Genomic DNA, 18,209 nt, shown 5'->3' with positions numbered 1-18,209 from the left:
ACTATGTAATTCAATCCAATTAAACGTAAGTCCTCCATCGTAGTTGAAGAAGGGGGTAATAATTCGAGTTATTGAAGTAATAAAAAAGAATAAATATTGTTTACATTTGAATCAGCTACTTAAAAGAAAAAAGACAGCCCATAATGGTGATTTTTTATTATACTAATCAAAAATATATGAATTATTTAATATCATAAACTATGAATGAAACTAACATAGCTTTAGCCAATATTACTGATGCAGGTTTATTTGAACGTTTGGCTTCAGATGTACTGAGATTTGCTGAGCCTGAAATTTATAAAAGTATTTCTCATCAAGGCATGAATCCGCAAGGTAAAACAATTAAAGCACCTTTGGATAATGTCGGTTGGAGTTATGTGAATGGTGACAATAGGGTAGTTGCAGTAGCACATACCACGACTTCGCGCAATGATTTAGACATAAAATGGTTAAGAGATTTAGATAATGTTACGCCTAGAAAGGGAAGTAAACCTACAGGAAGTGATGGCGATTTAGTTAAAGCAATTAAAGAGTTAGCTAAGATTAGACAAGGAAGTACTAATTTAAAAGCTAGATTAGCCTTGATGTGTAATAGTGAAGAACCTCAAGAAATACGTATTCAGGCCCATGAACTTGCTTCGCAACATCATATCGAACTTGACATATGGTCAAACTCAAGAATTGCATCATTTTTGGATAATGATCCGAATGGACAAGTAATTCGACATAAATATTTTGATGTTTTACCCACGGTTTTATCTTATGAAGAGCTTCTGAGAATAGGTAGCTTAAGTACTTTACATTTGGATTTTAAGCAGGAGCTTTTCGTTGAACGTGATGATATAAAATTTCAAAGTTTAAATTTAGTTATTGGAACTTCTGGTTCGGGGAAAACTACGATTTGTACAAATCATATCCTTAAGAAACTAGATAAACGACAGCCAGTTTTAGTACTTAGAGAAGAAAATATACAAAACTCTTTAAATCTAGATGAGGCTATTGAAAAAGAATTACTTAGATATTCTGATCGCTTGATAAAGGGGGCTGGAGGAAAGGCTTTAGAGCTATGTTCTTCGGAAAATCCTTTAATCCTATTAATTGAGGATATTAATAATACAAATAATACTGAACAATTAATTCAAAAAATTAACTCATGGGCAAGTAATGAAAAAAGAATAAATATTCTATGTCCTGTATGGTATCAAAAAATAAGTACACTTTCACTGAAGCTTAAAGAAGAGTTATCTATAAATGGATTTTCATATCTTTACTTAGATAATTATACAGATGAGCAAGCATTAGAAGCATTAAAAAAGCGATGTCAATTAGATGAGGTTGATATTGATGATTTAACGTTAAAGCATATTGCAAAACAAGTCGGTAATGACCCACTACTACTAGATTTATTCAATTATAGAGTGAGGGGAGCTACTGATAAAATTCTTGAAGATTTTATTGTAAATACATTAGAAAATATTGCAAATCAAAAAGAAAAATTTCGTTATGATCTAGAAAAAACTCTTTTAAAAAGTATTTCATATAGTATCTTTAATAAGATAAATGAAATTAATTTGAACCAATTATCCAGTTCTTTAACTCGTGATGAAAAATCAGATCTTAGAAATATACTTGATGATGGAAGAATTATAAGGCTTGATGATAAGAATAATATTATTTTTCGTCATGACAAAATTAAATTTCTTCTTATGGCTCAAGCTATACAGCATACTTTAGAAGCAGATGAATATTTAGAGGTTTTGACAGATCCATATTTTTCAGAAACAGTCGGTTTATCGTGTTTCCTAGCATTGTTGGATATCCAAAAACTTAACTTACTGATGCATAAAAATTTTTTGATAGGTATATATGCTTATTATTATGCTATTAAAAGTAACTCTGCGTATGGTAATACTTGTTTAAACGCTATTTCAAATTGGCTAAAAAAAGAAGAAAATCAAAACTTAGGCAAGAGAACCTTACGGTTTAAGTCGCTCACGATTTTAAATGAATTGGTACATCCATCAATTTTAAAATTACTTAAATTATATCCTAAGCAAGATCATCAACATGTCTATTATGAGTGTGGTTTTAAAAATGGTAATTTAATTGATGGTATAAAATGGATAAAATTCTTTAGTTTTGGTGCAAATTATTTACAAGTTCCATTGGTTATTGAATTTATTGTAAAAAAATATAAAAATAGCTTAAAAGATAAAATAATTGAACTACTTAAAGATAAAAATACAGATATTTTTATTGTTAATTCGCTATTTATTATGATTGGCTATATAGGGGATAAGATTTATTTGGAGTCTGTAAAATTAGCAATAGATAATATTAAGGAAGAGGAAAAGGATTATCTTTATATATTCTGGGTTTTATCACGAATTTGTGATGAAAGTTCAGTTGAGTTATTAGATATAGTTCTAGATTATTGGAATAATTTATCGGAAGAAAAAAATGAGTATCAAAGGTCTCCTAAAAATTCATTCACAAGATACACATTAGATTTTAAATTTAAATACTATTTGCCAACCCAGTCGAGTATTGAGTATTTACTAAATTATGCAAAGAAGAATGATTTAAAAAATTATATTCTGTTTTTATTAAGATTAGTAGATCACCCTGATGTTTTAGAAGCTCAAGTGAATAAACTAGCAGATTGGGATAGAAGAGGAAGTCATACTTGGGGGTTGATAGCTGATGATGTGGTTCGTGCTTTTGACGAAGGTAAATCATTATGTCACTCCTCCAAAAATAGATTAAAAGAAATATTTATAAACGAAAAAAATAATTCTTTTGCACGAAAGCATGCTTTAAGTATTTGGGTTAGTAGTCCTGATGATGGAGATCTAGAAATTCTTCAAACTATTTCGAATGAAGATGAAATTTATGACCGTGTCTTAATGGCAAAAGCTCAATATAAAGATTTAAGTATAGTGGATCAGTTAGTAGTAAAAATAAGAGAAAGTGATTCAAATTATTGGTGGCAAGTCATTCGCCATATCTGGCATGAGAAATTTGAATTAATATTAGAAGACCAAATTTCAACAATCAATGAGGATAACTGTTGGTTACTAGATGAAATTTTTGAAAAAATATCAATTTCAAAATCAGAAAAATTACTTGAAAAATATTGGGAACATATAAATCAATATGATATTTTTATACATATTGCACTACTAGTGGCAACTGAAAAAATGGTGTCATTAGTGAGTAATTCTTTACATGGAAGAAATTTGAATGAATGCTTTAAATATTTTAGTTTTCGCTGGGGTTTTAAAGATAAAGATCGAAAAGGAATTCATCGTTACGAACAGGTAGTGGCAATAAAGCCTTATATTCAATATTTAGATGATGTGTCTAAATTAGATTTATTCGAAATTTGTTTGGAAAAAGGATGGAAAGATTTCGCAATACAAGTTATTGGGCCTTTACTACCAAATGACCGCCCGAACTATTTAAACATTGATACAACTATTCTTTCACAGGAACTTGATGAAGGTAAAGTTTTCAGAGCTGATAGATGGTTAGATGATTGTATTAGACAGGGTTGGAATAAAAATGAATCTATAACGATAATGTTTGATTGGTTGAAAAATAATTATAGTGATCTAGCAGTAGATATTATTTCATCAAATCTTGAGTATTTAGGCACTAGAAGCGATTTTTTAATATTAAAGGAAATATGTAACCTAAAAGGTAAAAGTCCTAAAATTCAAGAAATATTAGAAAGAACATATTGGTCAGTTTATTTAAGGGCGTTAGAGTGAGTAAAACAATATTTCTAATTTTTTATTTCTTCACTTATATACAAGATTAATAAAGTGTTAACGAACTTCTAATTTCCCACTTACATTTCAAAATTAGCACCGCATTAAGCCTAGAAAATCCTCTCTCTACAATCCCCACTTAACAATAACTCCTTCATTATTTAGCCTTACTTTTCTAATGATTTAATTTAAAACAAATGGCATTTTGCGTGCTTGACTGCAATAGGGTTGGGCACTATTCTTTGCCTGCTGGCCTACATTGCCAGTCGGTCGTCGCGGACCGCTGTAAGATCACATCAGATTTATTCCTTTCTGAGGGATAGTCTTATGTGTAGACTCCTCGTCTCCTCCCGTTGCGGTAGGACGGGAGAGGGACACCTTCGGGTGTGCTGGTTTATCTTACCCAGTCCGCGAACCCTTTCTCGTTCTGCCACCATAATTTTAATGTCGGCAGAACTCCCAATAAAAAGGAGTTGGCTTTGCACATCCATTATTTCTTGGCTCTCAATGCCAAAAGCTATAACGACACAGCTTAAAAATTAAAGCAGCTTGAACGCCTTAAGATTTTCAGGCTTAAAGTCATTTTTACTTAAAACTTAGCAACAACAAAACTTGAGATGTGCCAAGCACAGTCTTTACGGCTTTGCTGTGCCTTTTTTTCTCCCAAAAACGGCACAGGCTTTTTTATCTCTACATACAACAAAAATTTTTATAACGGTAAAACTATGCCAAAGTTAGTGCTTTCTTCCCGTGCCATACAAGTCATCAACAAGTCGATTGATTTATTTCACTATCGTGGCTTTCATACCGTTGGGGTAGATCGAATTGTGAAAGAATGCGAAATTACTAAAGCGACTTTTTATAACTTTTTTCACTCCAAAGAGCGGTTTATTGAAATCTGTTTAATCGTGCAGAAAGAACGATTAAAAGAAAAAGTGGTCTCAATTGTTGAGTACGCCCAAGACACAAGCGCGGCCGATAAACTCAAACAGCTTTATTTCTTACATACCGATGTAGAGGGGATGTACTATCTATTATTTAAAGCCATGTTTGAAACGAAACTGACCTATCCAAAAGCCTATATCACCGCAGTGAGATATCGCACATGGTTGCTGAATGAAATCTATAGCCAGCTTATAAAACTAAAAACTGATGCGACCTTTCAAGATGCCAAACTATTTTTATATATGATTGAAGGCGCAATCATTCAGCTTTTAAGTTCAGATGGGGCAATCGAGCGGGAAAAGATGTTGGATTGTTTTTTTGCAGTTTAGGTAGGTGATGTAATTTGATGCCGCAGAATGCGCTAAACAATCGATAAAATTAAAAACCGTTTGTCACCATATCTACGGATGTGGTTTTTAGACTTTTAAGACATTTATTTTATTGCTTAATCAGACAAATGCAGGGCTGATAACAAAAAATATTAGACCGGTCGTCTACTAATCTATATAGTGAGGCCTTACTTTGTTGACCTTCTAGTTTAAAAGAGAAAATTAATGTCTATTATTCTTCATCATTTAAATGCTTCACGCTCATTTCGCATTCTGTGGTTACTTGAAGAAATTAATCAACCTTATGAATTAAAAAGTTATTTTCGAGATAAAGCTACAAATCTTGCACCTCAAGAATTAAAAAATATTCATCCTTTAGGAAAATCACCAGTGATTGAGCTTAATGGAAAAGTAATTGTAGAATCAGGTGCAATTGTAGAAATTTTGATTGAAAAGTTTGCTCCTCAACTTATGCCCGTAAAAGATTCAGATAGTTATCTTGATTATTTACAATGGGTTCATTTTTCAGAAAGTTCGGCTATGGTTCCATATTTATTAAATATTTTTAATTCGATTGAGTTAAAAAATGGCACTCAATTAAAGTTCTTGGACCAATATGCGCAAACTGAGTTGGATAAAGTATTTTCGTATTTAGATCAACAATTAGTAGGCAAAAGATTCTTAGTAGGCGATAACTTAACGGGTGCCGATTTTATGATTGGTTTCGTAGTCTATGGTCTAATTAATTCTTTAAATATTCGATCAAAATATCTCAATATTGAGCAATATGTAAAAGGTCTCGAAAACCTAGAAAGTTGGCAAAAAGCCATGTCTATTGAACAAAATCTTCATCAACATACCAATGCCTAAAAATTGCTGTAAGTCATTTTTCCAATATTGTTTAGCTGCTCAATTGGCTCGTATTCATTATTTCATGAGTTCTGCTAAACCAGCGAGTTAAAGAATTCGCCATTTAAAATCATGAGCTGAAACTCTTGTACCTCTAATTGATGACAAGAGTTTCTAAGTCTATTTAAATCACATTTCTAAGTTCATTTGCCGTGTTACGCAGTAATGGCAAAATTTGCTGAACTAAATAATCTTCTTGTACACGGTTGGTTTGAGACATACAGTTAAGCGCTGCTATGGCTTGACCTTGGGCGTTAAATACGGGCACTGCAATCGCAATCACGCCAAGCTCATGTTCTTCTTTAGAAAGGCAATAATCCGATAACGAAATACCCTTAAGCACTTCAAAAAACTTTGACTCATCTACAATGGTAAAAGGGGTTAAGCGCTTTAAACCATAATTTTTTACCCACGTATGTTGAGCTTCTTCGGGCAGTGCTGCCAGCAATACTTTACCCGTGGAAGTGGCATGGGCAGGCAGTCGGTTTCCTAAGTGCATACCATAAGGGCTTACACGTAAATTATCTTGCTGTGGTAAATAGCTACGCGCAATTGGCACCACTTCGTTATCGTCTAATACCACAATCGAAAAAGTAAGAGATGTCTGCGCACACAAAAGATTTAAAAATGACTGAGCAACTTTAGGCAGATGGGCAGAGCTTAAATAAGAACTCGAAAAGCGCAGCACGCGATGAGTGAGCCAAAAGTAATGTTCATCGGTTTCTAAATAGCCTAAGTATTTTAAAGTTTTTAGATAACGCCTTGCCGCTGTACGGCTTATACCGGTTCGTTCAGCCACTTGAGTGACATTGAGCCGTTGCCGATCTGTTCCAAAAGCTTCCAGTAAAGCTAAGCCTTTTGCTAACCCTGCAATGTAGTCTTCTTGACGAATTTTCTCATGCGAGTTCGGGTGCTCTAAAAAAGCATCGAGAGAAGGCATCCTTTCATTCCTGTTATTTTGGTTTTTTCTGTCCGCTATTCGGACAAACTAAATGATAAACGGTTATTTTCGTCTTGGATACATAGTGCACAAAACTTAAAGCCAGTAATTTAAAAGTCAGGATGAAACAAGGATGAAGTTATGGATATTTTAAAGACACAGGTTGCAATTATTGGATCTGGACCAGCTGGTTTATTGCTTGGGCAACTTCTATATAAAGCTGGCATCGACCATATTATTGTTGAGCAACGTAGTGCTGAATATGTGGCTTCACGGATTCGTGCAGGAATTTTAGAGCAAGTTTCGGTCGACTTACTGAAACAAGCAGGCGTTGACCAAAACTTAAAAGACAAAGGATTACCGCATTCGGGCATTGAAATCTTAACCAATGGTGAATTGCATCGCGTTGATTTGGCAGCACTCACTGGTGGTAAACAAGTGACCGTATATGGTCAGACCGAAGTCACCAAAGATTTAATGACTGCGCGTGAAGCAGAGCAGCTCACTTCATTTTATGAAGCTCAAAATGTACAAGTAAAAGATTTTTACACTGCACCAAAAGTTGAGTTTGAGTATCAAGGTAAAGCTTTTCAAATTCAGTGTGATTTTATAGCAGGGTGTGATGGCTACCATGGTGTCTGCCGTGCCAGCGTGCCAGAAGATAAAATTAAAACCTTTGAAAAAGTTTATCCGTTTGGCTGGTTAGGGGTGTTGGCCGATGTGCCACCTGTAGCCGATGAACTCATTTACGTACAGTCAGAGCGTGGATTTGCTTTATGTAGTATGCGTTCAGAAACACGTAGCCGTTATTATTTACAAGTCCCTTTAACAGATCATGTGGAAGATTGGTCAGATGAAAAGTTCTGGGATGAGTTAAAAAACCGCCTAGACCCTGAAAGTCGTGAAAAGTTAGTCACAGGACCTTCTTTTGAAAAAAGTATTGCGCCGTTACGTAGCTTTGTGACCGAACCAATGCGTTTTGGAAAACTATTTTTAGCTGGCGATGCTGCGCATATTGTTCCCCCGACAGGAGCAAAAGGCTTAAACCTCGCGGCTTCTGATATTGCTTATTTATCAAGTGCGCTTGTTGAATATTATGTCGAAGGTTCCGAGCAAGGTATAAATGAATACTCTGAAAAATGCCTACAACGTGTATGGAAAGCTGAGCGTTTTTCTTGGTGGATGACTCATTTATTGCATCGTTTTGAAACTGAAAGTGAGTTTGATCACAAGATTAAACAAGCCGAGTTAAGTTATGTGCTTGGCTCGATTGCAGGTAAAACCACATTGGCCGAAAACTATGTTGGTTTGCCTTATGAGATTAAGCAAATTGATAGTTTCAAGCACGCAAGCTAAAGGCTAGATAAGAAATAAAAAGAGCATGCAAATGCTCTTTTTTTATGTAAAAAACTGGATGGAATAAAATCGCTTAAAAGATGTAATTCGGCTAAAAGTAGCCCGATACTTTTCAAAATATAGGGCTACCTATCAATTCACCTAAAGTTTATTCAGCGGTTGCCGTAACTTTATTATTGGTTAATATCACTTGTTGCTGAGATTGAAGGGGTTTAATCACTTGTGGATTAGAGTTACTCCAAGGGATATAGGCTTCTGTCAAAATATGGCCTGTAAGGCTGGTTAAATCACTCGTTTTAACTTCCGCATTGCCTTGATGACCAAATAATACAACTTCATCACCTGCTTTTGCCTCTGGAATATCTGTTACATCAACCATAACTGTATTCATTGAGACTCGACCAACCACTGGCGCTTTTTGTCCATTGATTAATACAAAAGCTTTATTACTAAAACTACGACGGTAGCCATCCGAATAACCTACAGGGAGGTTTGCGAGTCTAGAGTCACGTTTCAAAGTATAGGTTTGGTCATAACCTACAGTTGAATCTTTCAGGTAATTATTAACCGCGGCAATTTGTGTTTTAAATGCCATCATGCCTTTAAATTCAGGGTGATTAGGAAAATCACCATATATAATTGCGCCTGCACGAACCATATCTAAATGTGATTCAGGAACATTTACAGTAGCAAATGAATTAGCCGTATGTAATGTTAATTCTTTACGATTCAGTTTGGCTTTTTTAATCAACCATGCGGTTTGTTCATTAAATTGCGCCAGACGCTCACGAACAAATTTTTCATCTTCTACAGCATAGTGGGTCATAATGCCGTCAATTTTAAGATGGGGAAGTTTGGTGATCGCCACAGCTTGTTCTTTGCCTAAAGCCGTAGACATTTCAAGACCATTACGATCCATACCGCCTGAATTTAAAGCCAAGCTGTAATGAACAGTTGTATTGTTCGCTTCTGCCCATTTAGACATACGAGCAGCTTGGTCATAATTACCTAAAAGCTCTTCAATATTTAACGCCTGTGCATTGATAATTTCACTATCTGTGGCGGTACGTAAACGTGTAATTTTGCCTTTATAGCCATGCTTACGCACCATAGCCGCTTCAGCATTACTGGTAATGCCAATACAAGATACGTTTAACTTCATAACACTTGGCATAAGTAGATCAATACTATGGCCGTATGCGTTAGCTTTCATGACTATACAAAGTTGTGTTTTGCCATTAAGTAACTGATTTGTCCTTTTAATATTATCTTCAAAAGCTTGAGTATCAATTTCAATCCATGCATTTGCTGTAGGAGCAGGGCTTACTTCATTTGTAACATGGGGAGTAAGTAAAGGCGCTGCATGAGCAAATTGTACCGAACCGAATAATATTAATGCACAGCTATAAGCGAGATGAGAAAATTTTGTTTTAAGTTTCATGAGTTTTTAATCTTTCCTGGCTAAATATAATTTAATGCTGGGTGGATTTTTATGGTTAAGTACTGAAATATAATTGATTTAAAATGTCACACGATTTGGTCTTAATAATACTTTCTCCTTAAAATATTATAGTCGCTGTTAAGTAAAGTTTAATTTTGCTTAAACTAAATTGAAAAAATGCAAATCTAATTTCAATTAATCTTAATTAAATCTAAATATACATTCATAAAAAAACAAGAAGAAAAATTATTATAATTTTTTGAATGTTATTTTTTTAATCTATTTATTGGTGCTGTTTTTAATAAAATTTTTTAAAATATAACATTTGGTAAATAATTAACTTTATTATTACATAAGATTTTTTTATTTTTTTAAATACATTTGATTGTATTTTTATCAGTTGGTAAAATATAAAAAATTGGGTGAATAAATATCCATAATTTTATTCAATAGAATATAAAAATTAAAATTACTATATTTTTCATAAGCTTATTTATTATTTATTAAAGCTGTTTTAAAATTTTGGATTATGTCATGTCAATTTTTAAGCATCTAATGTCATGTTTAATAGTTTTTAATAAGTTAATTTAAATTTTATAAATAAAATATTAATTAGATTGAATGAATAATTGGATGGTATTTAGCCGTAGGTGTTTGGTTTTGGTTTTGTGTAATAAATGAACTGGTGTGTCTTATATTCTTTTTTTAATTCGATTTATTGTTTAAGGTTTTAGTTAAATTAAAATTTTATGTCTGTTTTGAGGTTAAGTAATTTTCTTAATATTTTAGTTTTTATTAAATGAATAATTTTGTATTAAGACTTTATAAATATAAGATGATGAGTATGTTTTTTTATTGCTCAGAATAGTTTGGCTTTTTCTTGATCATATTATTCTAATTCTACAAGGATGTAATATAGGAGGGCTGATATTGATTTTTAGTGCAAACCATCAATTCCTGTGTAAGAGTCCGTACAGAAATATGAATTTTTATCTTAAAAAGTTTCTAACTAAATATGATGTAATGGCTATGCGATGCCGATTTTTATTGATGAACAAATGAGCTAAGGAAGGTTTTTCGAAGCCATTGGTACACCCACCATTTTTTATGAAAAAATGAATTGGAAAAAAGCGGGGAATAGGACGCGTTTTGCTTAAAAGATCAGCATTAATAAAAGCTTTTGTCACATTTTTTCAGTATATTGCTATTAATTTCTTTATTTATAAATTCTAAGTTTGTATGGAACAGGACCAAGCTCGCATACCTAAATATATTCCTATCCGCGATGCAATTGCCCACGATATTGAATTTGGCGTATTAGAAGCCCACGCAAAACTCCCTTCGGAAAGAGTGCTTTCTGAACAATTCCAAACCACTCGGGTTGCTGCACGTGAAGCTTTGCTGGCTTTGGAAACTGATGGCCTGATTTATCGCTTAGACCGCCGTGGTTGGTATGTTCGCTCTCCTCGTATTATTTATCACCCGCAATCGACCAAAAACTTTAATCAGTTTGTGATTGAACAAGGCTATGAACCTTCGACCGAAGTGATTTCAAGTGAGCTAACGACGGCCACTTCTTGGGATGCCAAGCATTTAAAAGTTGAAAAAGGGCATCCGATTTATTCGGTTTGGCGACGTCGTTGTATTAATGGACGACCTGTTTTGGTTGAACATTTACGTGTGAATGCCGAGCTTTTTCCTGAGTTTTTAACTCATGATCTTAAGCAATCGATTACTTTACTGATGGCAAATCAATATAACTGCCATATCACCAGAGCCGATATTAATCTGTATCCAACAGCTTTATCGGAACAGCAGGCTAAAGCACTGCATGTCAATGTGGGCGCACTGGGTTTATATATTTGCCGTAGCAACAGAAATGAAGAGGGCGTGATTACCGATGTTGACCAAGAATATTGGCTACATGATGTTTTAGATTTGCATTTCGAAGCGCGAGCATAAAAATACAATCTGGTTTAAACCAGATTAATTAAACTGTCATATAAAGCTGTTGAAATACGATCATCAAATAATTGCATTCGATGGTTTGCAGATGAAAAAGTATATTCAACAGACAATTAAATTCGGCACTGCATCAGTTTTAGGTGTAGTGGTCGCTATTCAAATGGGATGTTCATCAGCAACATCAAAACAATCAGAAGAAATTACAGTTTATACGGCAGTGGAAGCCGACCAGCTTAAGCAATACCAAGAAGAATTACACAAAGCCTATCCTGAACTCAAAGTAAAATGGGTACGTGATTCAACTGGTGTAATCACGGCTAAACTTTTGGCAGAGCAGAAAAACCCACAAGCGGATGTGGTTTTTGGTGTGGCTTTAACCAGTTTGCTGGTCATGGAAAAGAAAGACATGCTTGAGCCTTTTAAACCTGAAGGTGTGCAAAATTTAAAACCGGAATTTGTAAGTCAAAAATCTGTACCAACGTGGACAGGTATGGATGCATGGGAATCTGCAATTTGTGTAAATAAAGTCGAATTAGAAAAGCGTAAATTACCGATTCCAAAAACTTGGAAAGATTTAACCAATCCCATTTATAAAAACCTGATTGTGATGCCAAATCCAGCCTCGAGTGGCACAGGCTATTTGGATGTCACAGCTTGGATGCAAATTTGGGGTGAAAAGCAGGCATGGGACTATATGCAGGCTTTGGATAAAAACATTTCACAATATCCTCACTCTGGTTCAAAACCTTGCAAGATGGCAGCTCAGGGCGAAATCCCAATTGGAATTTCCTTCGGTTATCCAGCCTTTAAATTAAAAGCAGAGGGTGCACCTTTAGAAGTGGTTTATCCAACTGAAGGTTTAGGCTGGGAAATGGAAGCCTCAGCAATTGTGAAAGGAACCAAGAAATTAAGTAGCGCACAAAAATTTATAAATTGGTCGGTAAGCAAACCGGCAAATGAAGCCTATGCCCATAACTTTTCAATGGTGGCCTATAAAGGCATTGAAAATACCACTATGGACTTCCCGAAAAATCTTCCCCAAATGCTCGTAAAAAATGATTTTTATTGGGCGGCCGAGCAGCGTGAACGTATTTTGGCTGAATGGTCAAAGCGTTTTGAAAAGTGATCTTTTAGATAAAGGCCTCATTATGCAAATACCTTCGTCATTGCAGTCATCGCTGCTGGGTCAAAACCAAAAGGCCGAGTTAGCAGGGCATTTATTGTCGACCTTAACGACCTATAAATATCCTGAACATGGCCCCTCAGTTTTAGAAGTGGTGGATATTCAAAAAAAGTTCCAACACTTTCAGGCCCTAACGCATATTAATTTAGACCTGAAAGCTGGCGAGTTCGTGAGCTTTTTAGGGCCTTCAGGATGCGGTAAAACCACATTGCTACGCATAATTGCGGGTCTAGAAAAACCTGATTATGGAAAGGTTATAAAAAAGGGCTCAGACATTACGTTGTTGAGTGCTGAAAAGCGTCACTGTGGAATTGTGTTTCAGAACTATGCGTTATTTCCAAACTTAAACGTTGAAGAAAATATTGCTTTTGGCTTAGATAAAAAAAAGTGGGATAAAGTACAGCGTAGTCAAAGGGTTCAACAGTTATTAGAACTGATTGAGTTACCCGATATTGCTAAAAAATATCCAAATCAATTATCAGGTGGGCAGCAGCAACGTGTTGCGCTGGCTCGGGCAATTGCGCCGAAGCCTGATATTTTACTGCTAGATGAACCATTGTCTGCACTCGATGCTCAGGTACGTCTAAACCTAAGACAAAAGATCCGTTCGATTCAATCGCAGCTTAACTTGCCAACCATTATGGTCACGCACGACCAAGAAGAAGCATTAAGCATTTCTGATCGTGTTGTGGTGATGAATCATGGTGTCATTGAGCAAATTGATACGCCGTACAATATTTACTACAAGCCACAAACTCAATTCGTTGCCAAGTTTATTGGCACCATGAATTTTTTAAAAGCCACTTGTGCTGTACCGAATCAGCTCGAGGTTCTAGGTTTTATTCCTCTAAATTTGGAGCAACAAAAACTTAAAGCAGGGGAAAATTACAGCATTGGTTTTAGACCCGAAGCTGTCGAGTTGGTTGATGATTTTGGTAGTGATAAAGAGTCGTTGTATTTGCCAGTTAAAGTATTAAGCACTGAATTTTTGGGCGCCAAGCGTCGTTTGTTTTGCGCTATTCATATCGATGGAATTGAGCAGGCAAAACACCTGTTGCAAATTGAAATTGAAAATACCAAGTTCAAATCTTTGCAAGAACTCATGTTTATAAAAGTGCCTAATCAGCTCATTCATGTCTTTGACGAACAAGGATACGCACTATGTTAAATGAAGCTGCTTCAGCGGTTTTAAAAACACAGCCGCTTCGAAAAACTGAATATTCATTAAGATCAAATATTGCTTTGGTAGCCGTTGCAATCGCTTTAACTTTAGCGATTATTGCTCCATTAATGATGCTGTTTGAAACTGCATTTTTTGATGAAAATCAAAATTTTGTTGGTCTTGAAAATTTTTATAATTATTTTGATAGTCCAGCTTTACTCAGTTCTGTATTTAACTCGGTGTGGGTTGCTTGTACTGCTACTGTCATTACAGTATTTCTTGCCAGTATTTATGCTTTTGCTCTCACCAATGTAAATATAAAAGGCAAAGGTTTCTTTAAATTGGTTGCTTTCTTACCGATTTTAGCACCGTCACTTTTGCCTTCTTTGGCATTGGTTTATTTGTTTGGTAAGCAAGGTGTGTTTAAACCTTTACTGGGCGATATACAAATTTATGGTCCAATCGGTATTTTAATCAGTTATTGCTTTTGGCTATTTCCAGCAATTTTAATGTTGATGATAGTGTCTTTTCGCAGTGTCGATCAGCGTTTAATTGAGGCGTCTTTGTCGCTCGGCAAAAATATCTGGAAGACGCATTATCACGTCACATTACCTGCAATTCGGTATGGGCTCATGAGCGCAAGTTTAGTGGCGTTTATTTATGTACTGACCGATTTTGGGATTCCGAAAGTCATTGGCGGTTCATTTAATATGATGGCGCTTGATGTCTATAAACAAATTATTGGTCAACAAAATATGAGCATGGGGGCGGTCATTTCCATCTTGTTATTGTTACCAGCAGTGTTCGTCTTTATTTTCGATCGTATTCAAAGCAAACGTCATGCACGTTTTCAAGCTTTTCAGGCTAAACCTTATGTTTCAGCATCGAATAAAAAACTTGAAGTCGTTCTGGGCTTATTTTGTGGTTTAGTTTCAGGTGCGATTTTACTGATTATCTTTACGGCTGTGCTCGCTTCATTCATTCAGTCTTGGCCTTATGATTTGTCTTTGACCTTAGCACATTACAGTTTTGAATATGTCGATGGCGGCGGTTGGGCAGCGTACTTTAACTCGGTTCGCATGGCACTCTTTAGTACGGTTTTTGGAACAGCACTGATTTTTATGGTGGCACTATTAACCGAACGTTTTAAGGCACATCCACTCATTAAAAATTATGTACAGGCTTTAGTTTTATTACCCCTTGCTGTGCCGGGGCTAGTCTTGGGTATTGCTTACATTTTGTTTTTTAACCAGCAAAGCAACCCGTTAAATGTGCTGTATGGAACCATGACCATTTTGGTGATTTCAACCATCGTGCACTATTACACCGTGCCACATCTCACTTTAACCAATGCCATTAAACAGATTCCGCTACAGCTCGATCAGGCAGCACAAACTCTAGGAACATCGAAGTGGAAAACCTTTTGGAAAGTATATTTGCCCATGTGTTTTCCAGCGCTATGTGATGTGTCGGTCTATGTTTTTGTGAATGCCATGACCACTGTGTCGGCTGCCATTTTCCTCTATTCACCAGACACCAGTTTAGCGGCGGTAGCCGTTTTAAATATGGATGATGCAGGAGACACGGTTGCTGCTGTTGCCATGAGCATTCTAATTTTAACCACCTCATGTGTTGTAAAACTCATTCACTGGTTATTTACCCGAAAAATTATGGCAAGAAGTCAGCAATGGCGTGAAAGCGCTCATTAAGTTTTAGCTAAACACAATTTTTATTTAACCGACTGAAATGAAAATGCTTTGTTCAACAAGGCAAGGGTTTATTCATCCTAAATTTCGCAAATTGGAAGTCTTATGAATAACGCACAGTTTGATTTAATTGTTGTCGGAGCCGGTATTTTAGGTCTATCCGCTGCCATACAGGCACAAGAGCAAGGTTTAAAAGTCTGTATCTTCGAGAAAAATGCCAAACCAGTGGGGGCAACTCGTCGTAATTTCGGCATGGTCGGAACTTCGACATTAACCCATCCAGAGCAACAGTGGCGAAAGTACGCGCTTGAAACGCGTTCTTTTTATCAGCGTATTCAAGCTGAAACCGATATTTCGTTTGCTCAACGACAAGGTGTTTATCTCGCAAACACTGCACTTGAATGGCAGGTTTTAAATGAGTTTGCCGAGCGTGCAAATAACTATCAAATTCCAGTTCATTTGCTAAAGCATGAGGAACTGGTCACCCAATTTTCTTATTTAAACCCCGAGCAGCAGTTTCAAGGCGGCTTGGTTTTTGAAGAAGATTATTCGGTCGAACCGCATGTGGTTGGGCAGCGACTATTGGCATATGCCGAAAGAAAAGGCGTAAAGATTTATACCAATGCTTGTGTCGTTCAAACCCAATATCAACATGAAATTTGTCAGGTTCGCTTGGCAAGTGGCGAGGCATATCGGGCAAATAAAGTTTTGATCTGCCACGGTGAAATCATCGATGTTTTATATCCAGATCTCTTACAAAGTTTGAACTTGAAACGTTGTGGCTTACAAATGGCCCTGACTCAACGGTTTCACCAAAACTTAAATGCTTCTCTTTATTCGGGCTTATCCATTTCACGTTATCCAGCTTTTGAAATTTGCCCAAGTCATGCAGAGCTGGTTAAAGCATCACAACAGGGTTTCATTAAAGAATTCGGTATTCATATTCTGATTAAACAAAATGAATTTGGCGAACTGATCGTAGGAGATAGTCACGAATATCATTCTATTAACGAAGCGCCTCAGTTCGAGCAACGCGAAGAGATTAATGAGTTTATTCAAACGTACTGCCACGAAAAACTAGGGCTGACTTTACCTCCAATTCAAAAACGTTGGAATGGTTATTACCTGGCCCATGAACATGAGTTGGCCTGTGTCGCTGAAGCTGAAAAAAATATCTTTCTGGTGAGTGCGATTGCTGGCAAAGGCATGACTACAGGGGCTGGCTTTATGAAAGAAATATTAGAACAAAATATTTACTAGTTTGTCATCTGGTTTAAACCAGATTGGTGTATATTGAAATTAACGCAAAAGAAATGAGTAACATTATGAACATGCAACCCCAACTCGATATGGATTTAGAGAACAAGTATTTGCTTCTTACTCCAGGACCATTATCAACATCGGCAACAGTACGCCGTACCATGCAAAAAGACTGGTGTACTTGGGACCAAGAATACAACTCACTGGTACAAGATATCCGTTCTCGTCTAGTCAACTTAGCGACCAGGCAACCTGAAAAATATACGGCTGTGTTAATGCAAGGCAGTGGAAGTTTTGCTGTGGAGTCTGTACTTGGTTCAGCTATTCCGCGTGATGGCAAAATCTTGATCATTAATAACGGCGCATATGGTGCACGTATGGTGCAAATGGCGCGTTGCTTAAATATTGAAGTTGTAGAGCTGAACTATTTAGAAACCCAAACACCAGATCTACTAGAGATTGAGCGCGTTTTAGAAGATAAAACCATTAGCCATGTTGCTTGTGTGCACTGTGAAACCACCACTGGTATTTTAAATCCGATTCAAGACATTGGCCGTTTAGTTAAAGCAGCAGGAAAAATCTGGATTGTGGATGCCATGAGTTCATTTGGTGGAGTACCTATGGATATGGCTGAGCTTGAAATTGATTTTCTAATTTCAAGTGCAAATAAATGTATTCAAGGTGTTCCGGGTTTTGGTTTTATTTTGGCAAAGCGTGATTGCCTAGAAGCATGTAAAGGTTTAGCTCGTTCGGTAAGTCTCGATTTGTATGACCAGTGGAATACGATGGAGCAGCATAACGGTAAATGGCGTTTTACCTCGCCAACCCATGTGGTACGTGCATTTTATCAAGCATTACTTGAGCTTGAGACAGAAGGCGGTGTTGCTGCACGTTATCAACGTTATTTACAAAACCAACAAACCTTATCTAAAGGTATGCAACAACTTGGCTTTGAGTTGGTACGTGGTGAAGAGAGTCCACAATCACCCATCATTACCACTTTTCTTTACCCAACAGCCGAGACATTTAGCTTCCAGTCCTTCTACGAAACCCTGAAAAAATCAGGCTACGTAATTTATCCGGGCAAAGTCACTGACCTTAACTGCTTCCGTATTGGCAATATTGGCGAAGTTTATATTCATGACATTGAAGGGCTTCTTGCTGCGATTGCGAACTACTGTGAAAACCACCTAAACCAAGCTGTAACAGCATAATTTTTATTAAATTAAAGGAAATACAT

The 18,209-nt window shown here is 36.1% G+C and carries 12 protein-coding genes; 10 read left to right on the top strand and 2 right to left on the bottom strand.

Annotated elements, in window-relative coordinates; genetic code table 11:
• Positions 1–200: 200 nt before the first annotated feature.
• The 3 genes from AC52J8_RS11110 to AC52J8_RS11100 all read left to right on the top strand — a co-directional run bounded on the left by AC52J8_RS11110 (position 201) and on the right by AC52J8_RS11100 (position 5,917).
• Positions 201–3,773 carry an NACHT domain-containing protein gene (locus AC52J8_RS11110; protein WP_086399996.1) on the top strand — a complete coding sequence of 1,191 codons (3,573 nt, stop codon included), beginning with the start codon at positions 201–203 and terminating at the stop codon, positions 3,771–3,773.
• A gap of 725 nt (positions 3,774–4,498) precedes the next feature.
• Positions 4,499–5,047, top strand: a complete 549-nt coding sequence (locus AC52J8_RS11105) for a TetR/AcrR family transcriptional regulator (protein WP_086399995.1) — start codon at positions 4,499–4,501, stop codon at positions 5,045–5,047.
• Positions 5,048–5,272: 225 nt separating this feature from the next.
• Positions 5,273–5,917, top strand: a complete 645-nt coding sequence (locus tag AC52J8_RS11100; protein ID WP_086399994.1) for a glutathione S-transferase family protein — start codon at positions 5,273–5,275, stop codon at positions 5,915–5,917.
• A 163-nt stretch (positions 5,918–6,080) separates the two neighbouring features.
• On the opposite strand, the gene pobR is transcribed toward AC52J8_RS11100, so the two are convergent.
• The gene (pobR, locus tag AC52J8_RS11095; protein WP_017385546.1) at positions 6,081–6,896 is read right to left on the bottom strand and encodes an IclR family transcriptional regulator PobR; all 816 of its coding nucleotides are present in this window, start codon (positions 6,894–6,896) and stop codon (positions 6,081–6,083) included.
• 141 nt (positions 6,897–7,037) lie between these two features.
• Between pobR and pobA the strand changes: the two genes are divergently transcribed.
• Positions 7,038–8,252, top strand: a complete 1,215-nt coding sequence (gene pobA, locus AC52J8_RS11090; protein ID WP_496538776.1) for a 4-hydroxybenzoate 3-monooxygenase — start codon at positions 7,038–7,040, stop codon at positions 8,250–8,252.
• A gap of 148 nt (positions 8,253–8,400) precedes the next feature.
• On the opposite strand, the gene alr is transcribed toward pobA, so the two are convergent.
• The gene (gene alr, locus AC52J8_RS11085; RefSeq protein ID WP_069036047.1) at positions 8,401–9,693 is read right to left on the bottom strand and encodes an alanine racemase; all 1,293 of its coding nucleotides are present in this window, start codon (positions 9,691–9,693) and stop codon (positions 8,401–8,403) included.
• Positions 9,694–10,932: 1,239 nt separating this feature from the next.
• On the opposite strand from alr, the gene AC52J8_RS11080 reads away from it, so the two are divergent.
• The 6 genes from AC52J8_RS11080 (at position 10,933) to phnW (ending at position 18,183) form a co-directional block, all read left to right on the top strand.
• On the top strand, positions 10,933–11,655 hold the full coding sequence (locus tag AC52J8_RS11080) for a UTRA domain-containing protein (RefSeq protein WP_086399293.1): 723 nt from the start codon (positions 10,933–10,935) through the stop codon (positions 11,653–11,655).
• Positions 11,656–11,746: 91 nt separating this feature from the next.
• Positions 11,747–12,784, top strand: a complete 1,038-nt coding sequence (locus AC52J8_RS11075; protein ID WP_086399294.1) for a putative 2-aminoethylphosphonate ABC transporter substrate-binding protein — start codon at positions 11,747–11,749, stop codon at positions 12,782–12,784.
• Between the two features lie 22 nt (positions 12,785–12,806).
• Positions 12,807–14,009: an ABC transporter ATP-binding protein gene (locus AC52J8_RS11070; protein WP_086399319.1), complete on the top strand. Its 1,203-nt coding sequence runs from the start codon at positions 12,807–12,809 to the stop codon at positions 14,007–14,009.
• Positions 14,003–15,712: a putative 2-aminoethylphosphonate ABC transporter permease subunit gene (locus tag AC52J8_RS11065; protein ID WP_086399295.1), complete on the top strand. Its 1,710-nt coding sequence runs from the start codon at positions 14,003–14,005 to the stop codon at positions 15,710–15,712. The genes AC52J8_RS11070 and AC52J8_RS11065 overlap by 7 nt, the downstream gene beginning before the upstream one ends.
• 102 nt (positions 15,713–15,814) lie before the next feature.
• A complete protein-coding gene (locus tag AC52J8_RS11060) occupies positions 15,815–16,969 on the top strand; it encodes a TIGR03364 family FAD-dependent oxidoreductase (RefSeq protein WP_496538775.1) in 1,155 nt (384 codons plus the stop codon).
• 26 nt (positions 16,970–16,995) lie between these two features.
• Complete coding sequence (gene phnW, locus AC52J8_RS11055; protein WP_025465525.1) at positions 16,996–18,183, top strand: 2-aminoethylphosphonate--pyruvate transaminase; 1,188 nt, start codon at positions 16,996–16,998, stop codon at positions 18,181–18,183.
• The last annotated feature ends 26 nt before the right edge of the window (positions 18,184–18,209 follow it).

Source organism: Acinetobacter sp. S-1 (assembly GCF_059579785.1).
Note: the sequence above shows the minus strand (reverse complement) of the source record. Positions and strands in the feature narration are given on the sequence as shown.